A 21,958-nucleotide genomic window follows, 5' to 3' on the forward strand; every position below is an offset into this window, starting at 1 on the left:
CCCCGGATCAGCCCTGCGCACCCACAGAACCGCTGGTGGAGGCGGTTTACTGGAACAACCATTCGGACTTCAGCTCGGCATATCCGGGCTTCACCACGTCATTGATCATCGCGAGTCGTTCATCGAAAGGAATGAACGCTGATTTCATCGCATTGACGGAGAACCACTGCATGTCTTCGAGTGTGTAACCGAACGCCTCGACAAGGTGCTCGAATTCCCGGCTCATGCTGGTGCCGGACATCAGGCGGTTGTCCGTGTTCACCGTCGCCCGGAAGTGCAGCCGGCGCAGCAGCCCGATGGGGTGCTCGGCGTACGAGGCCGCGGCCCCGGTCTGGAGGTTGGAGCTGGGGCACAGCTCCAGTGGGATCCGCTTGTCCCGCACGTAGGAGGCGAGCCGCCCGAGCTGCACCGAGCCGTCCTCGAGGACCTGGATGTCGTCGATGATGCGCACGCCGTGGCCGAGCCGGTCGGCGCCGCACCACTGCAGGGCCTGCCAGATGGACGGCAGCCCGAAGGCCTCGCCGGCGTGGATGGTGAAGTGGTTGTTCTCGCGCTTGAGGTACTCGAACGCGTCGAGGTGCCGGGTGGGCGGGAACCCGGCCTCGGCGCCGGCGATGTCGAAGCCGACCACGCCCAGGTCGCGGTACCGGTTGGCGAGCTCGGCGATCTCCAGGGCACGGGCCGCGTGCCGCATGGCGGTGAGCAGGGCGCCGACGCGGATGCGGTGGCCGTTCGCACGGGCGCGGCGTTCGCCTTCCCGGAAGCCCTCGTTGACGGCCTCGACGACCTCTTCGAGGCTCAGGCCGGCGGCGAGGTGCTGCTCGGGGGCGTACCGCACCTCCGCGTACACGACCCCGTCCTCGGCGAGGTCCTCGGCACACTCGGCGGCGACCCGGACGAGCGCGTCCCGGGTCTGCATCACGCCGACGGTGTGCGAGAAGGTCTCCAAATAGCGCTCCAGGGAACCGGAGTCGGCGGCTTCCCGGAACCAGATGCCGAGCTTGTCAGGGTCGGTCTCGGGGAGGTGGGAGTACCCGGCCTCCCGGGCGAGGTCGACGATCGTGCCGGGGCGCAGCCCGCCGTCGAGGTGGTCGTGCAGCAGAACCTTGGGCGCCCGGCGGATCTGGTCCGAGCTCGGGGTGGTTCCCTTCGGGGCAGTCTGGCTCGTCATTTCCGCACTCTAACGCCTACGCGCGTAGATGGCGCCTTGTACGAAATCGTCGATACGTAACGGTGACCGCACGTACTAGTGGCGTACACCCGCGCTTCTGACACTGTTCTGTCATGGCACAGCAAGCGACGCCGGTTCGCACGGCCCGGCTCGGGCGGGCACTGGGACCGGAGCCGACGGCGGTGAGCGGGGTGGTACTGCTGCTCCCCGGCGGCGACGAGGTCTCCGGCCGCAGACCGTCTCCCCTGTTGGCGACCGCGTCCGTACGCGCGTTGGGCCGTCGACTGGCACGTACGGGCCGCGACGACGGCCTGGTCACGCATGTCGTCCACTACCGCTATCGCGGCTGGAACGGCAGCGAGGCCCATCCGGCGCGCGACACGTCCTGGGCGATCGAGGAGATCGTACGGCGCTACGGCGACGTCTCCGTCTGCCTCGTCGGCGTCGACATGGGCGGGCGCGCGGCACTGCACGCGAGCGGGCACGAGGCCGTCAACTCCGTGGTGGCGCTCGCCCCTTGGCTGCCCGAGGAGGACATGGCCGCTCCACCCGAACCGGTGAAGCAGCTCGTGGGACGCCGGGTGCTGATCGTGCACGGCACGAACGACGAACGTACGGATCCGGAGCTGTCGTTCCGGCTGGCGGCACGGGCGAAGAAGGCCAACCGGGACGTGTGCCGCTTCGAAGTGCACTCCGACGGACACGGGTTGCATCAGCACCGGGACGAAGTCCACGCCCTGACCGAGGACTTCGTGATGGGGATGCTGTTCGGGCGGGCGCTGTCGCGACCGGTCCGGGATGCGTTGGCGGCGCCGCCGCCGTTGGGGTTGCGGATGCCGCTCGCCTCCGGCTTCGGGCGGTCTCTTCGCCGTTGAGGCTCGGTTCGGGGGGTGTGCGGGTTCGCGGGGGCTGGTCGCGCCCACGCGGCGGAGCGCATATCGACGCAGCCTCGCGCTCCTCAGGTCGGCAGCAGGCTGCCTCGCTTCGAGAGCAGGAATTTCTTGAAGGCTGCGACCGGGGGCGTGTCCGGGTGGCCGTCGAGCCAGGCCACGCCGATTTCTCTTGCTGCCCTCGGGGCGGTGACCGTCAGTTCCACCACGCCCGGCCGGGGGAAGACGGGCGGTGGCAGCAGGGCCACCCCGAGACCGGCTGCCACCAGGCCCCGTAGCGTTTCCGCCTCCTCGCCCTCGAAGGCGACCCGGGGCTTGAAGCCGGCCTCCTGGCAGAGGTCGTCGGTGATGCGGCGCAGGCCGTAGCCGGGTTCGAGGGTGACGAAGGTTTCGTCGGCCGCCTCGGCGAGGCGGATGCGCCGACGGCCGGCGAGGGAGTGGTCGGCCGGGACGACCAGGCGGAGCTTCTGCTCGTCGAGGCGGCGGGCGACGAGGTCGGGGGCGTCCGGGACGGGAGACGTGAGGCACAGGTCCAGCTCGCCCGCGCGCAGCCGCTCGATCATCGCCTCGCCGTAGTTCTGGACGAGGCTGAAGCGGACGCGGGGATGGTCGGCGCGGAAGGCCTGCAGCAGGCCCGGCACGGTCTCGGCGCCCATGGTGTGCAGGAAGCCGAAGGCGACCTTGCCGGTGGCCGGGTCGGCGTCGGCGCGGACCTCGTCGGCGGCGCGCTCGATCTCGGCGAGGGCACGCTCGACGGAGCCGAGGAAGGTGCGTCCGGCGGGGGTGAGCGAGACCGTGCGGCCGCGGCGGGCGAACAGGTCGACGCCCAAATCCTGTTCGAGCCGGACCATGGCCCGCGACAGGGTGGACTGCGGGACCTGCATCTCCTGGGCGGCGCGGGTGACGTGCTCGGTGCGGGCGACGCCGGCGAAGTACGCGAGGCGCGGGGCCAGCAACATCACCATGTCTTCTGTGTCACTGGACGGTGACAGGCGCGGCTGTGACCTCTGCTGATGCTCCATGGGAACGATTATGCCGATTCCATGCATTGGACGGATGACCAAGAGCGTACGTAGTTTCGAGGCATGTCTCCCGCCAGTACCGGGGCGTCCACCATCGTGGGCGCCGCACCCTCCGTCCCTGTCGCCGATTCCCGTGTCGCCCCGGGCGGCCCCGGTTACCGCCGGATGAGTTTCGCCCTCTTCCTCGCCGGTGTCGCGACCTTCGCCCTCCTCTACTCCACCCAGGCCCTGCTGCCGCTGATCTCCGGCGACTTCGGGGTGGCGGCGAGCGAGGCGAGCTGGACGGTGGCGGCCGCGACCGGCGGACTGGCGCTGTTCGTCCTGCCGATGAGCGCTCTGTCGGAACGGTTCGGCCGTCGTACGGTGATGACGGCCTCGCTGGCGGTCGCGGTGACCGTCGGCCTCCTGGTCCCCTTCGCGCCCTCGCTGACCGCGCTGGTCGTGCTGCGGGCGGTGCAGGGCGCGGCGCTGGCAGGCCTCCCGGCCTCGGCGACGGCCTACCTCGCGGAGGAGGTCACGCCCAAGGCGCTGGTCACCGCGATCGGCCTGTTCGTCGCGGGCAACAGCGTCGGCGGGATGAGCGGCCGGGTCATCACCGGCTGGGTCGCGCAGGAGTGGGGCTGGCGGGTCGCGGTCGGCGTGATCGGCGTGATCGCGGTCGGCTGCGCGGTGGCCTTCCGGCTGCTGCTGCCGGCGCCGAAGAACTTCGTGCCCGGCTCCCTGCGGCCGCGGGTGCTGGCCCGTACCGTTCGTGATCACCTGTCCGACCCGCTGCTGCGTCGGCTGTACGCGATCGGCGCGCTGTTCATGACGGTGTTCGGCGGCGTCTACACGGTGATCGGGTACCGGCTGACCGCGGCGCCCTTCGGTCTGCCCCAGGGCATCATCGGGTCGATCTTCCTGGTCTACCTGGTGGGCACGGTGTCGGCGTCCACGGCCGGGCGGCTGGTCGGGCGCCTCGGCCGCCGGGGCGCGCTGTACGCGGCGGGCGGTACGACGACCACGGGTCTGGTGCTGTCCCTGGCCGACGTCCTTCCGCTGGTCCTGCTGGGCCTGGTGCTGATCACGGCGGGCTTCTTCGCGGGGCACGCGGTCGCGTCGTCGGCGGTCAGCAAGACTGCGACGAAGGGGCGGGCACAGGCCTCGGCCCTCTACCAGTCGTCCTACTACGTCGGCTCCAGCGCGGGCAGTACGGTCGGTGCGGTCGCCTTCCACGCGGGCGGCTGGGCCGGGACGGTGGGCGTCGGTCTGCTGGCGGTGCTCGGCGTCGTGACGATCACGGTGTTCGGGTCGCGGGCGGCGCGGGTCGCTGCGCGGCGGGAGCCGGTGCCGGTTCACTGACCGGGGCCGTACCAGGGGCTCCGCCCCGCCGTACCAGGGGCTCCGCCCCCTGGACCCCGGCTTCGCCCACCCACCACCCGACTCGGTCGGACGAGAAGTGACCCGGGGCCTCACCTGCGCCTTTCCTCACTCGCCAGGCCATTGTCAGTCCCCTGCGGTAGCTTCCGAAGTGCTGGGCGCAAAGGCGCGCGACAGGAACGCCACAGGGGTGGGTGGACCATGAGTGACACGGTGACGACGGATCTTGACGTCAGGCTCGAGAAACACCGGACCGAGCTGACGGGGTACTGCTATCGCATGCTCGGCTCCTCCTTCGAGGCCGAGGACGCCGTGCAGGACACGATGGTCCGGGCCTGGCGGAGCTACGAGAAGTTCGAGGGCCGCTCCAGCCTCCGTTCCTGGTTGTACCGCATCGCGACGAACGTGTGCCTGGACATGCTGACGGCCGGCAACAAGCGCGCGAGGCCGATGGATCTCACCGAGTCCACCCCCCTCGCCCAGGCCGCCCTGTCCCCCCGCCCGGACAACACCTGGCTGGAGCCGATGCCGGACGCACGCGTTCTGCCGACGACCGAAGACCCGGCGGAGGCGGCCATCGCCAAGGAGTCCGTCCGGCTCGCCTTCATGGCCGCTCTCCAGCAGCTCCCGGCCAAGCAGCGCGCGGTGCTGATCCTGCGCGAGGTGCTGGCGTGGAAGGCGAGCGAGGTCGCCGAGCTGCTCGACACCTCCGTCGCCTCGGTCAACAGCGCACTGCAGCGGGCCCGGGCGACGCTCGCCGAGCGGGAGCAGCGCGGCGCGGACGCGGCCCTGTCCGACCCGCTGGACGACGAGCAGCAAAAGCTCCTGGACCGCTATGTGGCGGCGTTCGAGGGCTATGACATGACGGCTCTGACGGCCCTGTTGCACGAGGACGCCGTCATGACGATGCCGCCGTTCGACCTGTGGCTGACCGGCCCGTCGGACATCACCGGCTTCATGACGACGCTCGGCGCCCCCTGCGCGGGCTCGCGTCTGGTTCCGGTCCAGGTCAACGGCCTGCCGGGATTCGCCCAGTACAAGCCGGACCCGGAGAAGGGTGGCTTCACCCCGTGGGCGGTTCAGGTCCTCGAGATCTCAGAGGGCCGGATCACCGGGTTCCACTGCTTCCTCGACACGCAGCGCTGGTTCCCGCTGTTCGGGCTGCCCCTCCGTCTCGAAGCGGAGGCCGACCAGGTCGAGGAGGGCGTGTAGCCCGGGGTCGGGGTCCCGCAGCCTGATCCGGCCCCCGGCCCGCCGGGCGGCGAGCTCCAGCCGCGCCAGCAGGTCGACGGTGCCGAGCCCCGGCGGCCCGAGCCCTCCGACGTCGCACACCACGGCCTTGGCACCACTGGCCTCCAGCAGCGACCGTACCTCGTCGCACAGCCCGGTCACCTCGTCCCTGGTGACGGGGCCGGTCAGCACGAGTACTGCGGGTGTCATGGCGTCCACGAGCGGTAGACCGGCGGGGCGGGCGTAACTCATCGCGGCCGGCGACTTCCCCGCTGTCCGCCGATCGGGATCACATTGACCCGCCGCCCTCCTTCCCCGGAGGGTTGCCTGTATGCCCCACATATCGGCGCCGCCCCGGAGACCGCACGCCTTCCTCACCTCCGAGCAGGCTCCGTGCAGGGGGTGCTGACCGGCTTCGCGGTCATCGCCGTCGTCATCGGCGTCGGCTATGCGATCGGGCGGGGCGGTCACCTCGGCGAACACGGCCGTGATGTCCTGACCAAGCTCGCGTTCCACGTGGCCACACCGGCCCTGCTGTTCACCACGCTGGCCCGCACGGACCTGTCGCTGATCTTCTCCAGCCGCCTGGTCGTGACCGCGCTGAGCACGGCGGCCGTAGCGGGCGTCTTCGTCGCGGTGGGTGCCGTACGCGGCTGGGGCGTCGGCCGTACGACGATCGGCGCCCTGTGCTCCGGCTACGTCAACTCGGGCAACCTCGGCATCCCGATCGCCGTGTACGTGCTCGGCGACGCCTCCCTGGTGGCACCGGTCCTGCTGTTCCAGCTCCTCCTCCTGACGCCGGTCGCGCTGACGGTCCTGGACCTGTCGGGCAGGGGCGGGCGACGGCCGCTGTGGCAGCGGATGCTCACGCCGTTGCGCAATCCGATCGCGGTGGGTTCGCTGGCCGGCGTCCTGGTGTCGGCGAGCAGGATACGGATCCCGGCAGCCGTCATGGATCCGGTCACCCTGATCGGCAACATGTCCGTCCCCGCGGTCCTGCTCGCCTTCGGCATCTCCCTGTGCGGCAGCACGATGCCGGGCCGGGGCCCGGACCGCCACCTCGTGCTGCTGTCGGTGGTGCTGAAGACGGTGGGGCAGCCGGTGGTGGCCTGGGCGCTGGCGGTGGGCGTGTTCGGGCTGCGCGGTGCCGCGCTGCTCGACGTGGTGGTGACCTCGGCCCTTCCGGCCGCGCAGAACCTCTTCACCTACGCGTCCAGTTACCGGGTGGGCGAGCGACTGGCGCGGGACTCGATCCTGGTGTCGACGGTGCTGTCGGTGCCGGTGTTGGTGGCGGTGGCGGCGTTGTTGGGGTGACCGGCATCAACTATGGGGAAAGTCGCTGGTGTCGAGGTCGAGGTCGAAGGGCTTCGGCAAGGGGATGGAGGCACCGAACTTGCCCGCCCGCAGGACGCGATAGATATCACCGTGAGCTTCGCCGTACAGCGTGATCGTTGGGCCTCCGGGGGCCCAATTGTCGATGAGGAGGTAGAGAGGAACGCCTGCCTGTGCGTACCCCGCCGCCTTCTTGATCCGGTCGTTGCTCGCGTAGGACTTGGAGGTGATCTCGACGACAAGTTCCGCCGCGTCAGCGGGGATGTAACAGCCCTTCTCAGCGCGCAGCACCTGCCTCGGCGCCACAGCAAGGTCCGGAATCTACAGCCCAATGCGGGACGGCACGGCTGTGCCCAACGTCTGGTAGATGCCCCAGTCTTTCGGGATCACCTCGTACAGGCTACGCTGCACGAGGTCCGCGATGTCGTTGTGCGCGTTGGGCGACGGTGGTGCCACGGTGACGATCCCCTCGATGATCTCCACCTTGCAGCCCTCGGGTGCGTCCGTCTCCTGCCAGATCCGGACGAGTTCTTCCCACTCGTGGCCGCTGGCCGTCGAGTGGTCGACGGTGAGTGCGCTCATGGCGGTGTCTCCAATCGGTGCGTCACCGATCCCAGGATGCCGAACGGGACCGGCGGGGGTCCACCGGTCCCGTTCACCCGAACGAGGAAAGTCCAGGTCAAGCGATACGTTCCAGCACCACCGGCGACGCCGAGAACGTCGTCCCCGCCGCCCCGACGTCGTATGAACCGTCCACCGCCTGGAGCGCGTACTCGAAGCGCTCGGGCGTGTCCGTGTGCAGGGTCAGCAGGGGCTGGCCCTCCGTCACGGTGTCGCCGGGCTTGGCGTGCATCTCCACGCCCGCGCCCGCCTGCACCGGGTCCTCCTTGCGGGCGCGGCCGGCGCCCAGGCGCCAGGCGGCGACGCCGATGTCGTAGGCGTCGAGGCGGGTCAGGACGCCCGAGGACGGGGCCTTGATCACGTGCTGCTCGCGCGCCACCGGCAGCTCCGCGTCCGGGTCGCCGCCCTGGGCCGCGATCATGCGGCGCCAGACGTCCATGGCCGAGCCGTCGGCAAGGGCCTTCGCCGGGTCCGCGTCCTTCACGCCGGCCGCGTCGAGCATCTCGCGGGCCAGGGCGATGGTCAGTTCGACGACGTCCGCCGGGCCTCCGCCCGCCAGGACCTCCACCGACTCCCGGACCTCCAGCGCGTTGCCCGCCGTCAGGCCCAGGGGCGTGGACATGTCCGTGAGCAGCGCGACCGTCTTCACGCCGTGGTCCGTGCCCAGGCCCACCATCGTGGAGGCGAGTTCGCGCGCGTCCTCGATGGTCTTCATGAAGGCGCCGGTGCCCACCTTCACGTCCAGGACCAGGGATCCGGTGCCCTCGGCGATCTTCTTCGACATGATCGAGGAGGCGATCAGCGGGATCGCCTCCACCGTGCCGGTCACGTCACGCAGGGCGTACAGCTTCTTGTCCGCCGGGGCCAGGCCGTCGCCGGCCGCGCAGATCACCGCGCCGGTGCCGTCCAGGACGGACAGCATCTCCTCGTTGGAGAGCAGCGCCCGCCAGCCGGGGATCGACTCCAGCTTGTCCAGGGTGCCGCCGGTGTGGCCGAGGCCGCGGCCTGACAGCTGCGGGACCGCAGCGCCGCAGGCCGCGACCAGCGGGGCGAGCGGCAGGGTGATCTTGTCGCCGACGCCGCCCGTCGAGTGCTTGTCCGCCGTCGGCCGGGACAGGGAGGAGAAGTCCATGCGCTCGCCCGAGGCGATCATGGCGGCCGTCCAGCGGGCTATCTCGCGGCGGTTCATGCCGTTGAGCAGGATGGCCATCGCGAGCGCGGACATCTGCTCGTCGGCGACCTCCCCGCGGGTGTACGCGTCGATGACCCAGTCGATCTGCTGGTCGCTGAGCTCACCGCGCTCCCGCTTGGTGCGGATGACGGAGATGGCGTCCATGGCCATGGCTTGGCCTTCCTTCCGAAAAGCATTCAGAAACTGCGCGGCCCCCCGAGTGGCCGAAGCCGGCAACTCGCGGGGGCCGCACGGGGAGTTACCTGGTGAGATGCCCCGGCCCGAAGGCCTGCGGCAGCATCTGCGACAGCGGCAGGATGCCCGCCGGGGTCTCCAGCAGCAGGTCGGGGCCGCCGAACTCGTACAGCAGCTGCCGGCAGCGGCCGCACGGGACGAGGATCTCGCCGTGGCCGTCGACGCAGGTGAAGTGCGTGAGGCGACCGCCGCCGGTGTTGTGCAGCTCCGAGACGAGTCCGCACTCGGCGCACAGGCCGAGGCCGTACGAGGCGTTCTCGACGTTGCAGCCGGAGACCGTACGGCCGTCGTCGACCAGGGCCGCCACGCCGACCGGGTAGCCGGAGTACGGGGCGTACGCCCGTGACATGGCGTCCCGGGCCACCGCCCGCAGCTCGTCCCAGTCGACGTCGGTCACTTGCCCTGTCCCTTCCGGTACGGCATGCCGTCCGCCTTCGGCATCCTGAGGCGCTGGGCCGACAGGGCGAGGACGACGAGCGTGATGACGTACGGCGTGGCGGAGACGACCTGGTTCGGGACCTCGTTGGTGCCCAGGTACCAGGTGAGCACCAGGCCGCCGATGAGCAGGGTGATCGCGGAGGGGGTGTACTTCTTCCGGAACGCCAGCCAGATGGAGCCGATGATCAGCAGCAGCGCGCCGAGCAGCAGCAGCGCGTGGACGTTGTCGGAGCCGCCGCGCAGGTTGAGGCTGTCGGTGTAGCCGAACAGGCCGGCGCCGATGGCGAGTCCGCCCGGCATCCAGTTGCCGAAGATCATCGCGGCGAGGCCGATGTAACCGCGGCCGCTGGTCTGGCCCTCCAGGTAGAAGGGGTTGGCGACGATGGAGAGGAAGGCACCGCCGAGGCCGGCCAGACCGCCGGAGATGATCACGGCCAGGTACTTGTACTTGTAGACGTTCACGCCGAGCGACTCGGCCGCGACCGGGTTCTCGCCGCAGGACCGCAGCCGCAGACCGAACGCGGTGCGCCACAGGATCCACCAGGTGCCGGGGATCAGGGCGACGGCGATCAGGGTCAGCCAGGACACGTTGGTGATCAGACCGCCGAGCAGACCGGCGACGTCCGAGACGAAGAACCAGCCCTTGGCGTTCAGGTCGATCAGCGCGTCCGACAGGCCGGGCACCGTGAAGTTGCCGAGGGAGTCCACCGGCGGGGACTGCTTGGCCGAACCGCCCGTGTGGCCCTCGAAGGCGAGGGGGGCGAGGTAGCGGGTGGCGCCGAGGGCGAGGATGTTGATGGCCACACCGGAGACGATGTGGTTGACGTTGAAGGAGACGGTGACGATCGCGTGCAGCAGGCCGCCGATCGCGCCGCCGAGGATGCCGACCAGGACACCCGTCCACGGGCCCCACTGGAAGCCGGCCCAGGCACCGAACCAGGTGCCGAGGATCATCATGCCCTCGAGGCCGATGTTGACGACGCCCGCGCGCTCGGCCCACAGACCGCCGAGGCCGGCGAGGCCGATCGGGACGGCGAGCTGGAGCGCGGTGGACATCTGGCTGACGTTGGTGATGCCGTCGGCGCCGGTGATGATGCGGACGATCGACGTCAGCGCCAGGGCCCCGGCGATGACCAGCAGCAGGACGGGCCACGACATCCGGCGCCCTGTCGGCGCCGTGGGCTGCAGCGTGGGCTGGTTGAGGTCGGTCACGGTGGTCATCGGCCGGCCACCTCCTTCTTGGCGTTGTTGTCGTTGGCGCCGAGGACGTGTCCGGCGGCCAGCTCGGCGCCGACCCGGCGCTGCTGGCGGCGCAGACCCCACTCGCGTACGGCCTCGTACGAGACGACGACCGAGAGCACGATCAGGCCCTGCATGATGACCGCGATCTCCTTGTCGTAGTCGTGGAAGTCCAGCTCGGGCGAGGCCTTGTCGAGCCAGGCCCACAGCAGGGCGGCGAAGGCGATACCGGTGGGGTTGTTACGGCCGAGCAGGGCGATGCCGATGCCCAGGAAGCCGATGCCGGTGGGGAAGTTGAGGTTGTAGGTGTGCGAGTCGCCGAGCAGGATCGGCAGGCCCGCGAGACCGGCGAGACCGCCGGAGAGCAGCATCGCGGTGAGGACCATCCGCTTGGGGTCGACGCCGCTGGCCGCCGCCGCGGACTCCGAGGCGCCGGAGGCGCGCAGGTCGAAGCCGAAGCGGGTGCGGTTGAGGACGACCCAGTAGCCGACGCCGAGCAGAGCGGCGAGGACCACCAGGCCGTAGATCTCGCCGGCCGCGCCCATGTCGATGCCGGGCACCCAGCCCGACTCGTGCATCTCGCCGGTGGTGTTGTTGTTGCCGACCTTGACGCCGAAGACGTTCGGAAGCCACAGGTAGGCGATCACGGAGACCGCGATCGCGTTGAGCATGATCGTCGCGACGACCTCGCTGACCCCGCGGGTGACCTTGAGGACACCCGCGATGCCGGACCAGAAGGCGCCGGTGAGGATCGCGGTGAGGAGCAGCAGCGGGATCTGCAGGACCGCCGGCAGGTTCGCGTGGGCGCCGACGATCGCGGCCATCATCGCGGCGAGCTGGTACTGGCCGTCGACGCCGATGTTGAACAGATTCATCCGGAAGCCGATGGCCACCGCGAGCGCCGCGATGTAGTACATCGACGCCTGGTTGATGATGCGGACCTGGACGTCGGAGAACGAGGCCTGCTCGAACATGATCGAGAAGGGCTCGACCGGGTTCTTGCCGGAGGCGACCAGCACGATCGCGCTCAGCACGAAGGCCACGGCGAGCGCGATGACCGGTCCGGCCACCGCGAGGAGCACGCGCTCCTTGTCGAACTTCTTCATCAGCGGGCCTCGTCTTCCGGAGACTCGGGAGACTTGCGGATCTCGGGAGTCTCGGGGGTGTCTGCCGGGGTCTCGGGAGTCTCTTCGTGTTCGAGGTGCCCGGTGACGGCACCGGTCATGGCCGAGCCGAGCTCCTCCGGGGTGATGGTGGCCGGGTCGGCGTCGGCGACCAGCTTGCCGTTGTAGATCACGCGAAGGGTGTCGGACAGGCCGATCAGCTCGTCGAGGTCGGCGGAGATCAGCAGGACGGCCAGGCCCTCGCGGCGGGCCTCGCGGATGTGGTCCCAGATCGCGGCCTGCGCGCCGACGTCCACACCCCGGGTGGGGTGGGCGGCGATGAGGAAGCGCGGCTTGCTGCTCATCTCACGGCCGACGATCAGCTTCTGCTGGTTGCCGCCGGACAGGGAGGCGGCGGTGACGTCGATTCCGGGGGTGCGGACGTCGTAGTCGGCGACGATCCGGCGGGTGTCCTCCTGGGCCCCTTTGGGGTCCAGCCAGACGCCCTTGGCGTTGGGCTTCTCGGTGACGTGGCCGAGGATGCGGTTCTCCCAGAGGGGAGCCTCCAGGAGCAGGCCGTGACGGTGGCGGTCCTCGGGGATGTAGCCGATGCCCTGCTCGCGGCGCTTGCGGGTGGGCCAGCCGGTCATCTCCTCGTCGATCAGTGTGATCGTGCCGGAGTCGGCGCTCTTGAGGCCGATGAGCGCGTCGACCAGCTCGGTCTGGCCGTTGCCCTCGACGCCGGCGATGCCCAGGATCTCGCCCGCGTGGATGGTGAAGCTGATGTCGTCGAGGAGGGCCTTGCCGCCGAACGCCTCCAGGCGCAGCTTGTCGACGGTGATGACCGGGCGGTCGGTGACCGTGGACTCGGCGGTCTCGGGGGTGGGCAGCTCGCTGCCCACCATCATCTCGGCGAGCTGACGCGGGGTGGTCTCGGCGGGGACCGCGGTGCCGACGGTCGTGCCGCGGCGGATGACGGTGATCTCGTCGGCGACGGAGAGGACCTCGCCCAGCTTGTGGGAGATGAAGATGACCGACAGGCCCTCGGCCCTGAGTTCGCGGAGGTTGTCGAAGAGCGCGTCCACCTCCTGCGGCACGAGCACGGCCGTCGGCTCGTCCAGGATCAGCGTGCGGGCGCCTCGGTAGAGGACCTTGAGGATCTCCACGCGCTGGCGGGCGGCGACGCCGAGTTCCTCGACGAGGACGTCGGGGCGCACGCCGAGGCCGTAGCGCTCGGAGATCTCCTTGATCTTGCGGCGGGCCTTGGCGCCGATGCCGTAGAGCTTCTCGCTGCCCAGCACCACGTTCTCGAGCACCGTGAGGTTGTCGGCCAGCATGAAGTGCTGGTGGACCATGCCGATGCCGCGGACGATGGCGTCGGCCGGGGAGGAGAAGGTGACCTGCTCACCGTCGATCGCGATGGTGCCCTCGTCCGGCTTCTGCATGCCGTAGAGGATCTTCATCAGCGTCGACTTGCCGGCGCCGTTCTCGCCGACGAGGGCGTGGACGGTGCCCTTGCGGACGGTGAGGTGGATGTCGTGGTTGGCCACGACGCCCGGGAAACGCTTGGTGATCCCGGCCAGTTCGACGGCGGTCACTTGACCGTTGACCGCCGCTCCGGCCGGAGGGCTGCTGGACGCGTTGATGGCGCACTCTCCTGGGGACGGGGGTCGTCTACGCGCGTAGCGCCCCTACGGCATCGAAAAGGGGCCCGGCGCCCGTGACAACGGGGTACGAGGAGACAGCCTCCCCGTACCCCGTTGAGCGGACGTAACCCCGCGGTTACACGCTGCTCAGGGTATTGCTCAGTCAGCTGCTCTTGACCTTGATCTCGCCGCTGATGATCTTCTCCTTGGCCGTCTTGATGGCGTCCTGCAGCTCGGTGTTGTCCGCGAACTTCGGGTTGGAGTTCGACAGGCCGACCTCGCCGGTCTTCAGATCGCCCCTGACGATACCGGTCTCGGGCTTGCCGTCCTCGACCGACTTCGCGAGGTTGTACACCGCCTTGGCGACGTCCTTCATCGCCGAGGTGAGGATGGAGTCCTTGTACTTCGCGAGGGCTTCCTGCTTGTACTGGTCGGAGTCGACGCCGACCGCCCAGATCTTGTTGGCGGCGGCGGCCTCGATCACGCCCTGACCGGACAGACCGGCGGCCGCGTAGACGACGTCGGCCTTCTTCTCGATCTGGCCCTCGGCGGCCGTCTTGCCCTTGTCCGGGCTGGAGAAGCCACCCTCCTCGGCCGTCTGCGTCAGGTACTGCGAGAGGACCTTGACCTTGGAGTCGGTGTCCTTGACGCCCTGCTCGAAGCCCGCCTGGAACTTGTGGATCAGCGGGATGTCCACGCCGCCCACGAAGCCGACCACGTTCGTCTTGGTGCTCTTGGCCGCGGCGACACCGGCGAGGTAGGAGGCCTCCTCCTCGGAGAAGACCAGGTCCGCCACGTTGTCCGCCTGGACCGTGGAGTCGTCCACGATGCCGAAGGTGGTGTCCGGGAACTTGGCCGCGGCCTCCTTGACGGCCGGCGCGTACGCGTACCCGATGCCGATGACCGGGTCGTACCCCTGCTTGGCCAGCGACTCCAGACGCTGCTGCTTGTCGGTGTCGGTCTCGCCCTCGGTGGGCTCGAGGTCGGCCGTCGCGTAGGAGAACTCCTTCTTCGCCTCTTCCAGGCCCGCGTACGCCGCGTCGTTGAAGGACTGGTCGCCCTTGCCGCCGACGTCGTACGCGATGGCCAGACCCTTGTCGCCCTTCGAGTCCGAGGACGAGCTCGAGGTCGAGGTGCCGCCGCAGGCGGAGAGGGCGAGGGCCAGAGAGGCGGTCGCTGCGCCTGCGACCGTGATCCGGGAAATCCGGCGCATGTGTGGTGCTCCTGTCGTGTAGCGGGTCCGGAGAAGCGCGGGTGCGTTCCCGCGTCGTTCGGTGCGGGCGGCGCTGAGGCGTGCTCGCACTTCCCCGGGGTCGCTCAGCGCCGGGGACGGTTCGGCTTCGGCGCTGGCTTCGCCGCAGATTAACGCGCGTAGACCTGCCTGAAAACCCCTTCTGTCCACCTTGTTATCCGGCCGTGCCCAACACAACTCACCCTTGACTCAAAGGATTGCCGACCGCAAAGGGAGGGTGGCGGTGAGTGACCCGCGCACGACACGCCGAAGCGGGCGGGGACTCAGGAGTCCCCGCCCGCTTCATACCGATTCGACCGCGTTCGCGCCCGTCCGGACGGAACCGCGCGGAACTACTCGGTCTTGACCTTGATGGTGCCGTCGATGATCTCTTCCTTGGCCTTGGCCACCGCGGCGGAGAGGCCCGCGACCTTCGCGAACTCCGGGTTGCTCTCGGCCAGGCCGACGCCGTTCACCTTCAGGTCGAAGGTCTGGATGCCGGTCAGCGGCTTGCCGTCCTCGACGGACTTGGCCAGGGCGTACACCGAACCGCCGACGTCCTTGAGCGCGGAGGTCAGGATGGAGCCCTTGTACGACGCCAGCGCGGCCTGGTTGTACTGGTCGGAGTCGACGCCGATCGCCCAGACCTTCGCCTTGGCGGCGGCCTCGATCACGCCTTGGCCGGAGAGACCGGCGGCCGCGTAGAGGACGTCGGCCTTCTTCTCGATCTGGCCCTCGGCGGCGGCCTTGCCCTTGTCGGGGCTGGAGAAGCCGCCCTCCTCCGCGGTCTGCGTCAGGTACTGCGAGATGACCTTGACCTTGGAGTTGGTGTCCGTGACGCCCTGCTTGTAGCCGGCCTCGAACTTGTGGATCAGCGGGACGTCGACACCGCCCACGAAACCGACGATGTTCGTCTTGGTGGCCTTGGCGGCGGCGACGCCGGCCAGGTACGAGGCCTCGTTCTCGGCGAAGACGAGGGACGCCACGTTCTTGCCCTCGACCACGGAGTCCACGATGCCGAAGGTGGTCTTCGGGTACTTCGCGGCCACGGCCTCCATCGCGGGGGTGTAGGCGAAGCCGACGCCGATGATCGGGTTGTAGCCCTGCTTGGCGAGCGAGGACAGACGCTGTTCCTTGTCGGCGTCGGTCTCGCCCTCGGTGGGCTCGACGTCGGCCGTCTTGTAGCCGAACTCCTTCTGGGCCTTCTCCAGACCGGAGTACGCGGCGTCGTTGAAGGACTGGTCGCCCTTGCCACCGATGTCGTACGCGATGGCGAGGCCCAGCGTGCCCTTGCTCTCGCTGTCGCTGCCGCTGTCGTCAGTGCTGGTACCGCCACAGGCGGATGCGGCGAGCGCGAGCGACGCGACCCCCACCGCGACACGGGTCAGTTTGGATATCCGACGCATCTCGAAGTTCCCCATTCTCCAAAGCCCCGCAGTGGGTGCTGAGTTCGGCGCAGAGTAACGCGCGTAGACACTCCTGGGAACGGGGTTTCGTGTGGCCGTTATCCATTCGTGCCGATGGCCGGTTACGTCCCTGTGAACCACCGGATCGAATGGGATGCCATGGGACACCGCACCCTCAGGTCCCGTGACTCTCCGTACCTCCGGGTGTCTCCAGTGTGATGACGCACTTGTGGAACGCCATGCGCCCCCAGATTCCCTCCGCCCCGCCCGGGCCGCAACCTGAACGGGGGCTTTCGGGGAACGGGCTAGAAACCGGCGTCCATGAGGGCGGCGGCGGTGAACAGTTCCACGCCCACCGTGATCGCCGACTCGTCGGCGTCGAAGTCGCCCTGATGGAGATCGCGTACGGCGCGTTCGCCGGGGGTGCGGACGCCCAGGCGGGCCATGGCGCCGGGGACGTGCTGGAGGTACCAGGAGAAGTCCTCGCCGCCCAGGCTCTGCTCGGTGCTCTCGACGGAGTCGACGCCCCGGCGGGCGATCATGGCGTCCCGGACCAGTTCGGTGACGACGGGGTCGTTGACGACCGGCGGCACGCCACGCACGTAGTTGATCTCCGACTTGGCGCGGTGCAGGTTGGCGACCTCGTCGATCGCGGCGACCACGATGTCGGGCGCCTGCCGCCAGGCGTCGATGTCCAGGCACCGTACGGTTCCGGAGAGCTCGGCGTGCTGCGGGATCACGTTCGGGGCGTGGCCCGACTCGATCCGGCCCCAGGTGACGGCGAGTCCGGCGCGGGTGTCGACGCGGCGGGCGACGAGGGCCGGCACGTCGGTGACGACGCGGGCGGCGGCGGTGACGAGGTCGGTCGTCAGGTGGGGCCGCGCGGTGTGGCCGCCGGGCCCGTCGAGGGCGATCTCCAGCCGGTCGCAGGCCGAGGTGATGGCGCCCTGCCGCAGCCCGATCCGCCCGGCGTCGACCCGGGGGTCGCAGTGCACGGCGAGCATCCGCCCGACCCCTTCGAGCACCCCGCAGTCGATGGCGTCGGCGGCACCGCCGGGCAGTACCTCCTCCGCGGGCTGGAAGACCAGCCGTACGGGTCTGGGCAGCCGCCCCTGCCGGTGCAGGTCGGCGAGGACGAGCCCGGCACCCAGCACCACGGTGGTGTGCACGTCGTGACCGCAGGCGTGCGCGCGGTCCGGCACGGTGGAGCGGTACGAGCACTCGGTCTTGGTGTCCGGGATGGGCAGGCCGTCGATGTCGGCGCGCAGGGCGAGCATGGGGCGGCCCCCGTCCCACTCGCCGATGTCACAGACGAGCCCGGTGCCGACGGCGAGCACGCGCGGCTTGAGGCCGGCCTTCTCGAGCCGTTCCTTGATCGCCGCCGTGGTGCGGAACTCCTGGTTGCCGAGCTCGGGGTGCATGTGCAGGTCTCGGCGGAAGGCGACGAGTTCGGCACGGAGCGCCTCGGGCAGCACACCGGGAAGCAGCGCTTCCCCGGCGGAATCGGCCTCGGACTCTAGGGACGTCAATTGCTTCACCCTCTGAAGGGTAGGACGCCCGGGCGCTCGACCGACCCTCGATCAACAAAAGATCAACCATGAGAGGGAAGAAAATCTGATCGCCGGACGTATATGTACCGTTCGCGATGGGTACACTCGCCGGACTTTCCGGCCGAGTGGATGTGAATCGCACCCACCTCTCCTCCACGGATACCACGCCTCGCCCCAAAGAGGCCGGTCTGTTCACCTGTCGGACTGGTGAAGCGGCTCACGGCCGGGACGCCGGGTCAGTAGGGTGCGGCAGCGTGAATGCCGAGACGCTGGACCACCTGCGGGCCACCCGGACGTCGTACGACAAGATCGCCGACGTCTACAGCGAGCGCCACGCCGACGGCCTCGCCGGCAGACCCGTGGACCGCGCACAGGTCGCCGCCTTCGCCGAGTTGGTGCGTGACAGCGGGTCGGCTCCCGTCGCCGATCTCGGCAGCGGCCCCGGGTACGTCACCGCCCGGCTGCGCGCGCTCGGGCTGCCGGTCTTCGGCGTCGACATCTCACCCCGGATGGTGGAACTGGCCCGCCGTGCCCACCCCGGTCTGCGCTTCCATGTGGGATCCCTCACGTCCCTGGATCTGCCGGACGGGACGCTGGGCGGGATCGTCGCCCTGTACTCGATCATCCACGTGCCCGACGAGGACCTGCCGACGGCGTTCGCCGAGTTCCACCGCGTCCTGGTGCCCGGCGGGCACGTGCTGCTCGCCTTCCAGTCCGGGGACGAGGAAGGGCGGCTGCACCTGGCGGAGCGGTTCGGTCAGGAGATCTCGCTCGACCACTACTGGCGTACACCGCAGACGGTCGCCGGCCACCTCACCGAGGCGGGCCTGCGCCTCCAGGTCCGGGTGCTGCGTGAGCCGTACGAGGACGAGACGCGGCCTCGCGCGTTCCTGCTGGCGAGGAAGCCCGCGTAGGGCCGGCCGGCGGGGCAGGCGGGTCGGCGGGCAAGCCGCGTGAGGCGGGTTCTCAGACCGCGGTGACCGCCGAGAGCCGGGTCACGTCCCGGGCGGAGCCCGTCACGCCGGAGAGGAAGCCCTGGGCGCGTGGTGAGGCGTTCTGGGTGAGCCATTCGGGGTCGATGTCACAGACCGCGACGCGTACGTCCGTGCCGACCAGGGCGAGCGGGAGGGTGTGGACGACGGTCGAGGGGAAGCTGAGGATCGTACGGCCGACCGGGCCCCGTCGGGCGATCAGTTCGAGGGGGAGGTCGGGGCGGACGATCTCCAGCTTCGTCTCCACGGCCAGGCGGTGGAGTTTCTCGGTGCTCTCGCGGCGGTGGGCGAAGTAGCGGGTCGCACCGTGCGCCTTGGCCAGGGCGCGGACGGCCTCCAGGTAGCGGTCGGCGTCGACGACTCCCGTCTCCACCAGCGAGGTGCCGACCAGGTCGGCGCCCTTGGTGATGCGGGGCGGGCCGAAGCGGGAGCGGGTCCAGGCGAAGGCGTTCGCGGTGACCGTGACGCCGGCCGGGGTCTCCTCCATCGGCATGGAGGAGAAGATCTCCACCGTCCGGTTCCCGCTCGGCGTCAGCCGGCGCCTGGCCACGGACGACACCGGCGCGAAGACCAGGTCACGGGGGCCGGGCCGGCCGCCCTTGCGGTGCCAGCGGACCAGGCGTTCGCCGCCGGCCAGCTGGGCGACGAACTCCATCGTGGCCGTGCCGTCGTCGACCACGACCAGGTCGCGGGCACCGGTGATCGTCAGCAGCAGTTGCACATAGCGCGAGAAGGGGTCGCCCAGGACGACCCGGTCGGCCCGGCGGAGCATTCCGGTCAGGCCGCCTATGGTCTGGAACGGGGCCATGGGACCGCCCCGCGCCTCCTCCCAGCGGACCTTGTGGCCCTCCTCGCGGGCGAGCTCCGACATGCGGCGCAACTGGCCGCGGGTCATGGGATCGATCGGCGACAGTACGACGAGGGTGAACCCCGCGCCGGGCGCATGCTCGTGCGCCCACTCCAGCACGTTCAGCAGCTGTACCGGACTCTCCACGAAGGCGAGAGTGCGGGGGCCGGCGGACCCGGCGCGGCGGCTCATCTACGTACGACCGTCCCGTCGTAACTGATCCTGTGGGGGTGTGGGAGCGAGGGCTCAGACCGCGACCGGCTCGCCCGCCGCCGCCGCGATCTCCGCCTCGGCGACGACACCGCTGACGCGGCGCAGCTTCTTCATCGGGCCGAGCTCGGACTCGTAGACCTTCTTGACGCCGTCGCCGAGCGAGGCCTCGATGGTGCGGATGTCGCGGACGAGGCGGGTGAGGCCCTGCGGCTCGACGGAGGCGGCCTGGTCGGAGCCCCACATCGCGCGGTCGAGGGTGATGTGGCGCTCGACGAAGGCGGCGCCGAGGGCGACGGCGGCGAGGGTGGTCTGCAGGCCGGTCTCGTGGCCGGAGTAGCCGATCGGGACGTTCGGGTACTCCTTCTCCAGGGTGTTGATCACCCGGAGGTTGAGCTCCTCGGCCTTCGCCGGGTAGGTCGAGGTGGCGTGGCACAGCAGGATGTTGTCCGAGCCGAGGACCTCGACCGCGTGCCGGATCTGCTTCGGGGTGGACATGCCGGTGGAGAGGATGACGGTGCGGCCGGTGGCGCGGAGCTCGCGCAGCAGCTCGTCGTCGGTCAGGGAGGCGGAGGCCACCTTGTGGGCGGGGACGTCGAACTTCTCCAGGAAGGCGACGGCCTCGTTGTCCCACGGGGAGGCGAACCAGTCGATGTTCTTGGTCTTGCAGTACTCGTCGATCTGGCGGTACTCGTCCTCGCCGAACTCCACGCGGTGGCGGTAGTCGATGTACGTCATCCGGCCCCAGGGGGTGTCGCGCTCGATGTCCCACTGGTCGCGCGGGGTGCAGATCTCGGGGGTGCGCTTCTGGAACTTGACCGCGTCGCAGCCGGCTTCGGCGGCCGCGTCGATGAGCTTGAAGGCGTTCTCCAGCTCGCCGTTGTGGTTGATGCCGATCTCGCCGGTGATGTAGACGGGGTGCCCCGGGCCGGCGGTCTTCGAACCGAACGTGCGCAGACGGGAGTTGGTGCTCATGGCAGGAACGTTCCTTAACTGTTGAGGGAGTCGAGAGAAGGGCCGAGGATCCAGCTGGCGATCTCTCGGATCGCGCCGTCGCCACCGGGGACGGTGGTGACCGCGCGTGCGGCGCCGCGCACCACGTCGTGGGCGCTCGCGACCGCCACGGGCCAGCCGACGAGGGCGAAGCACGGGAGGTCGTTGACGTCGTTGCCGACGTAGAGCACGCGCTCGGGCGCGATGCCCTGCTCCTCGCACCACTGCTTCAGTGCGAGGTCCTTGCGGTCGATGCCGTGCAGGACCGGGATTCTGAGCTTCCGGGCCCGGGCGGCGACGACCGGGTTCTGCTCCGTGGAGAGGATCAGCATGTTCAGGCCGCTGTTGCGCAGGGCGGCGATGCCGAGGCCGTCTCCGCGGTGCACGGAGACGAACTCCTTTCCATCGGCGTCGATCAGCACCCGGTCGTCGGTCTGGGTGCCGTCGAAGTCCAGTACGACCGCGTCGATGTCGTCGGCGGTCGGCAGCGAACCGGGTCGGTTCGCGTCGAAGAGGGGGGCCAGCGCGCGGGCGCGGGCCAGGTCGTGCGGGTCGTCGATCTCCAGCACACGGGCCGGGTCCGTGCGGACCAGTTCCGTGCGGCCGAAGAAGCGGTGCCGGTGCTTGCGGAAGCCCGCCGCTTCCATCGCGTAGGCGGCGCCCGTCTCCAGGAAGTCCTGGGGGCGGTCCTGGCGGCGGGGACGGTAGGACTTGTCGTGGTTGACGCCGTGGCCGCCGCTCTCGGCACCGGAGCCGGCCGCCTGGTCCGCGTCCCGCCAGACGAATCCGTGGAACGGCGCCACGGTCACCGCGGTGTCCGCCCCGTTCTCGACGACGGCGGCGGCGACGCCCTCGACGTCCTCGCGGGCGATGAACGGGCTGGTGCACTGCACGAGCAGGACCACGTCGACGGCCGCGCCGTGCAGGGCCTCGTGGGCGTCCATCGCGTGCAGGACCGCGGCCTCGGAGGTCGCCGTGTCCCCGGCGATGGCGGCGGGCCGCAGCACGACCTCCGCGCCGGCCTGGCGGGCGGCGGCCGCGATGGCCTGGTCGTCGGTGGAGACGACCACGTCCGTCACCAGCCGGGTCGCACGGCACTCGCGCACCGCTCGTGCCACCAGCGGGACACCGCCGACGGGGGCGAGGTTCTTCGCGGGCACGCCCTTGGAGCCGCCGCGTGCGGGGATCACCGCGAGCACCCGGCGCACCGAAGCGCCTTGGCCCGCTGCCGGGTGGGACATGGGGTCTACTC

19 protein-coding genes and 1 pseudogene are annotated in these 21,958 nt (G+C 70.0%); 5 read left to right on the forward strand and 15 right to left on the reverse strand.

Features of this window, described 5'->3' with window-relative positions:
* Window positions 1-46: 46 nt before the first annotated feature.
* A complete protein-coding gene (locus ACFWWR_RS09575) occupies window positions 47-1,171 on the reverse strand; it encodes an adenosine deaminase (RefSeq protein ID WP_383871507.1) in 1,125 nt (374 codons plus the stop codon).
* A 113-nt stretch (window positions 1,172-1,284) separates the two neighbouring features.
* Here ACFWWR_RS09575 and ACFWWR_RS09580 point away from each other — a divergent pair, with 113 nt between their 5' ends.
* Window positions 1,285-2,046 (forward strand): prolyl oligopeptidase family serine peptidase, encoded by a 762-nt coding sequence (locus ACFWWR_RS09580; RefSeq protein WP_383871504.1) that lies wholly within the window; start codon window positions 1,285-1,287, stop codon window positions 2,044-2,046.
* Between the two features lie 83 nt (window positions 2,047-2,129).
* Here ACFWWR_RS09580 and ACFWWR_RS09585 read toward each other — a convergent pair whose 3' ends face one another.
* The gene (locus ACFWWR_RS09585; RefSeq protein ID WP_383871501.1) at window positions 2,130-3,083 is read right to left on the reverse strand and encodes a LysR family transcriptional regulator; all 954 of its coding nucleotides are present in this window, start codon (window positions 3,081-3,083) and stop codon (window positions 2,130-2,132) included.
* 63 nt (window positions 3,084-3,146) lie between these two features.
* Between ACFWWR_RS09585 and ACFWWR_RS09590 the strand changes: the two genes are divergently transcribed.
* Both ACFWWR_RS09590 and ACFWWR_RS09595 read left to right on the forward strand, forming a co-directional pair.
* Window positions 3,147-4,424, forward strand: coding sequence for an MFS transporter (locus tag ACFWWR_RS09590; protein ID WP_383871499.1), 1,278 nt, complete (start codon window positions 3,147-3,149; stop codon window positions 4,422-4,424).
* 219 nt (window positions 4,425-4,643) lie between these two features.
* Window positions 4,644-5,654 carry a sigma-70 family RNA polymerase sigma factor gene (locus tag ACFWWR_RS09595; RefSeq protein WP_383871496.1) on the forward strand — a complete coding sequence of 337 codons (1,011 nt, stop codon included), beginning with the start codon at window positions 4,644-4,646 and terminating at the stop codon, window positions 5,652-5,654.
* On the opposite strand, the gene ACFWWR_RS09600 is transcribed toward ACFWWR_RS09595, so the two are convergent.
* Window positions 5,538-5,924 (reverse strand): STAS domain-containing protein, encoded by a 387-nt coding sequence (locus ACFWWR_RS09600; RefSeq protein WP_384302684.1) that lies wholly within the window; start codon window positions 5,922-5,924, stop codon window positions 5,538-5,540. The two genes, ACFWWR_RS09595 and ACFWWR_RS09600, sit on opposite strands and share 117 nt — an antisense overlap.
* 141 nt (window positions 5,925-6,065) lie before the next feature.
* Between ACFWWR_RS09600 and ACFWWR_RS09605 the strand changes: the two genes are divergently transcribed.
* A complete protein-coding gene (locus tag ACFWWR_RS09605) occupies window positions 6,066-6,986 on the forward strand; it encodes an AEC family transporter (protein ID WP_383871490.1) in 921 nt (306 codons plus the stop codon).
* A 6-nt stretch (window positions 6,987-6,992) separates the two neighbouring features.
* On the opposite strand, the pseudogene ACFWWR_RS09610 reads toward ACFWWR_RS09605, so the two are convergent.
* The 9 genes and pseudogenes from ACFWWR_RS09610 to ACFWWR_RS09650 form a co-directional block, all read right to left on the reverse strand.
* Window positions 6,993-7,586, reverse strand: a pseudogene (locus tag ACFWWR_RS09610) (Uma2 family endonuclease).
* A 97-nt stretch (window positions 7,587-7,683) separates the two neighbouring features.
* On the reverse strand, window positions 7,684-8,961 hold the full coding sequence (locus ACFWWR_RS09615) for a thymidine phosphorylase (protein WP_383871573.1): 1,278 nt from the start codon (window positions 8,959-8,961) through the stop codon (window positions 7,684-7,686).
* Window positions 8,962-9,055: 94 nt separating this feature from the next.
* On the reverse strand, window positions 9,056-9,448 hold the full coding sequence (locus ACFWWR_RS09620; RefSeq protein ID WP_383871485.1) for a cytidine deaminase: 393 nt from the start codon (window positions 9,446-9,448) through the stop codon (window positions 9,056-9,058).
* Window positions 9,445-10,710, reverse strand: coding sequence for an ABC transporter permease (locus ACFWWR_RS09625; protein ID WP_383871483.1), 1,266 nt, complete (start codon window positions 10,708-10,710; stop codon window positions 9,445-9,447). Before ACFWWR_RS09625 ends, ACFWWR_RS09620 begins: the two co-directional genes overlap by 4 nt.
* Window positions 10,707-11,834, reverse strand: a complete 1,128-nt coding sequence (locus ACFWWR_RS09630) for an ABC transporter permease (protein ID WP_383871480.1) — start codon at window positions 11,832-11,834, stop codon at window positions 10,707-10,709. Before ACFWWR_RS09630 ends, ACFWWR_RS09625 begins: the two co-directional genes overlap by 4 nt.
* A complete protein-coding gene (locus ACFWWR_RS09635; protein ID WP_383871478.1) occupies window positions 11,834-13,429 on the reverse strand; it encodes an ABC transporter ATP-binding protein in 1,596 nt (531 codons plus the stop codon). Before ACFWWR_RS09635 ends, ACFWWR_RS09630 begins: the two co-directional genes overlap by 1 nt.
* Before the next feature lie 211 nt (window positions 13,430-13,640).
* The gene (locus ACFWWR_RS09640) at window positions 13,641-14,690 is read right to left on the reverse strand and encodes a BMP family protein (protein ID WP_383871475.1); all 1,050 of its coding nucleotides are present in this window, start codon (window positions 14,688-14,690) and stop codon (window positions 13,641-13,643) included.
* A 371-nt stretch (window positions 14,691-15,061) separates the two neighbouring features.
* Window positions 15,062-16,114, reverse strand: coding sequence for a BMP family protein (locus tag ACFWWR_RS09645; protein ID WP_384302686.1), 1,053 nt, complete (start codon window positions 16,112-16,114; stop codon window positions 15,062-15,064).
* A gap of 305 nt (window positions 16,115-16,419) precedes the next feature.
* Window positions 16,420-17,652: an amidohydrolase gene (locus ACFWWR_RS09650; protein ID WP_383871469.1), complete on the reverse strand. Its 1,233-nt coding sequence runs from the start codon at window positions 17,650-17,652 to the stop codon at window positions 16,420-16,422.
* A 266-nt stretch (window positions 17,653-17,918) separates the two neighbouring features.
* Here ACFWWR_RS09650 and ACFWWR_RS09655 point away from each other — a divergent pair, with 266 nt between their 5' ends.
* Window positions 17,919-18,578: a class I SAM-dependent DNA methyltransferase gene (locus tag ACFWWR_RS09655; protein ID WP_384302688.1), complete on the forward strand. Its 660-nt coding sequence runs from the start codon at window positions 17,919-17,921 to the stop codon at window positions 18,576-18,578.
* Between the two features lie 52 nt (window positions 18,579-18,630).
* Here ACFWWR_RS09655 and ACFWWR_RS09660 read toward each other — a convergent pair whose 3' ends face one another.
* Genes ACFWWR_RS09660 through ACFWWR_RS09670 form a run of 3 tightly spaced genes read right to left on the reverse strand, consistent with a single transcriptional unit; the run spans window position 18,631 to window position 21,947 of the window.
* Window positions 18,631-19,695: a hypothetical protein gene (locus tag ACFWWR_RS09660; RefSeq protein WP_383871463.1), complete on the reverse strand. Its 1,065-nt coding sequence runs from the start codon at window positions 19,693-19,695 to the stop codon at window positions 18,631-18,633.
* A 54-nt stretch (window positions 19,696-19,749) separates the two neighbouring features.
* The gene (locus tag ACFWWR_RS09665) at window positions 19,750-20,688 is read right to left on the reverse strand and encodes an N-acetylneuraminate synthase family protein (RefSeq protein ID WP_383871460.1); all 939 of its coding nucleotides are present in this window, start codon (window positions 20,686-20,688) and stop codon (window positions 19,750-19,752) included.
* Window positions 20,689-20,702: 14 nt separating this feature from the next.
* Entirely contained in the window at window positions 20,703-21,947 is a 1,245-nt protein-coding gene (locus ACFWWR_RS09670; RefSeq protein WP_383871457.1) for a cytidylyltransferase domain-containing protein, read from the reverse strand.
* Window positions 21,948-21,958: the final 11 nt, after the last annotated feature.

The sequence above is a fragment of the Streptomyces sp. NPDC058678 genome, from assembly GCF_042714835.1.
Lineage (GTDB): Bacteria > Actinomycetota > Actinomycetes > Streptomycetales > Streptomycetaceae > Streptomyces.

What these genes read in the sequence shown, in the direction of transcription:
- ACFWWR_RS09575 (WP_383871507.1), bottom strand. Translation starts at nt 1,171, where the DNA reads ATGACGAGCCAGACTGCCCCGAAGGGAACCACCCCGAGCTCGGACCAG.
- ACFWWR_RS09580 (WP_383871504.1), top strand. Translation starts at nt 1,285, where the DNA reads ATGGCACAGCAAGCGACGCCGGTTCGCACGGCCCGGCTCGGGCGGGCA.
- ACFWWR_RS09585 (WP_383871501.1), bottom strand. Translation starts at nt 3,083, where the DNA reads ATGGAGCATCAGCAGAGGTCACAGCCGCGCCTGTCACCGTCCAGTGAC.
- ACFWWR_RS09590 (WP_383871499.1), top strand. Translation starts at nt 3,147, where the DNA reads ATGTCTCCCGCCAGTACCGGGGCGTCCACCATCGTGGGCGCCGCACCC.
- ACFWWR_RS09595 (WP_383871496.1), top strand. Translation starts at nt 4,644, where the DNA reads ATGAGTGACACGGTGACGACGGATCTTGACGTCAGGCTCGAGAAACAC.
- ACFWWR_RS09600 (WP_384302684.1), bottom strand. Translation starts at nt 5,924, where the DNA reads ATGAGTTACGCCCGCCCCGCCGGTCTACCGCTCGTGGACGCCATGACA.
- ACFWWR_RS09615 (WP_383871573.1), bottom strand. Translation starts at nt 8,961, where the DNA reads ATGGACGCCATCTCCGTCATCCGCACCAAGCGGGAGCGCGGTGAGCTC.
- ACFWWR_RS09625 (WP_383871483.1), bottom strand. Translation starts at nt 10,710, where the DNA reads ATGACCACCGTGACCGACCTCAACCAGCCCACGCTGCAGCCCACGGCG.
- ACFWWR_RS09630 (WP_383871480.1), bottom strand. Translation starts at nt 11,834, where the DNA reads ATGAAGAAGTTCGACAAGGAGCGCGTGCTCCTCGCGGTGGCCGGACCG.
- ACFWWR_RS09640 (WP_383871475.1), bottom strand. Translation starts at nt 14,690, where the DNA reads ATGCGCCGGATTTCCCGGATCACGGTCGCAGGCGCAGCGACCGCCTCT.
- ACFWWR_RS09645 (WP_384302686.1), bottom strand. Translation starts at nt 16,114, where the DNA reads ATGCGTCGGATATCCAAACTGACCCGTGTCGCGGTGGGGGTCGCGTCG.
- ACFWWR_RS09660 (WP_383871463.1), bottom strand. Translation starts at nt 19,695, where the DNA reads ATGAGCCGCCGCGCCGGGTCCGCCGGCCCCCGCACTCTCGCCTTCGTG.
- ACFWWR_RS09665 (WP_383871460.1), bottom strand. Translation starts at nt 20,688, where the DNA reads ATGAGCACCAACTCCCGTCTGCGCACGTTCGGTTCGAAGACCGCCGGC.
- ACFWWR_RS09670 (WP_383871457.1), bottom strand. Translation starts at nt 21,947, where the DNA reads ATGTCCCACCCGGCAGCGGGCCAAGGCGCTTCGGTGCGCCGGGTGCTC.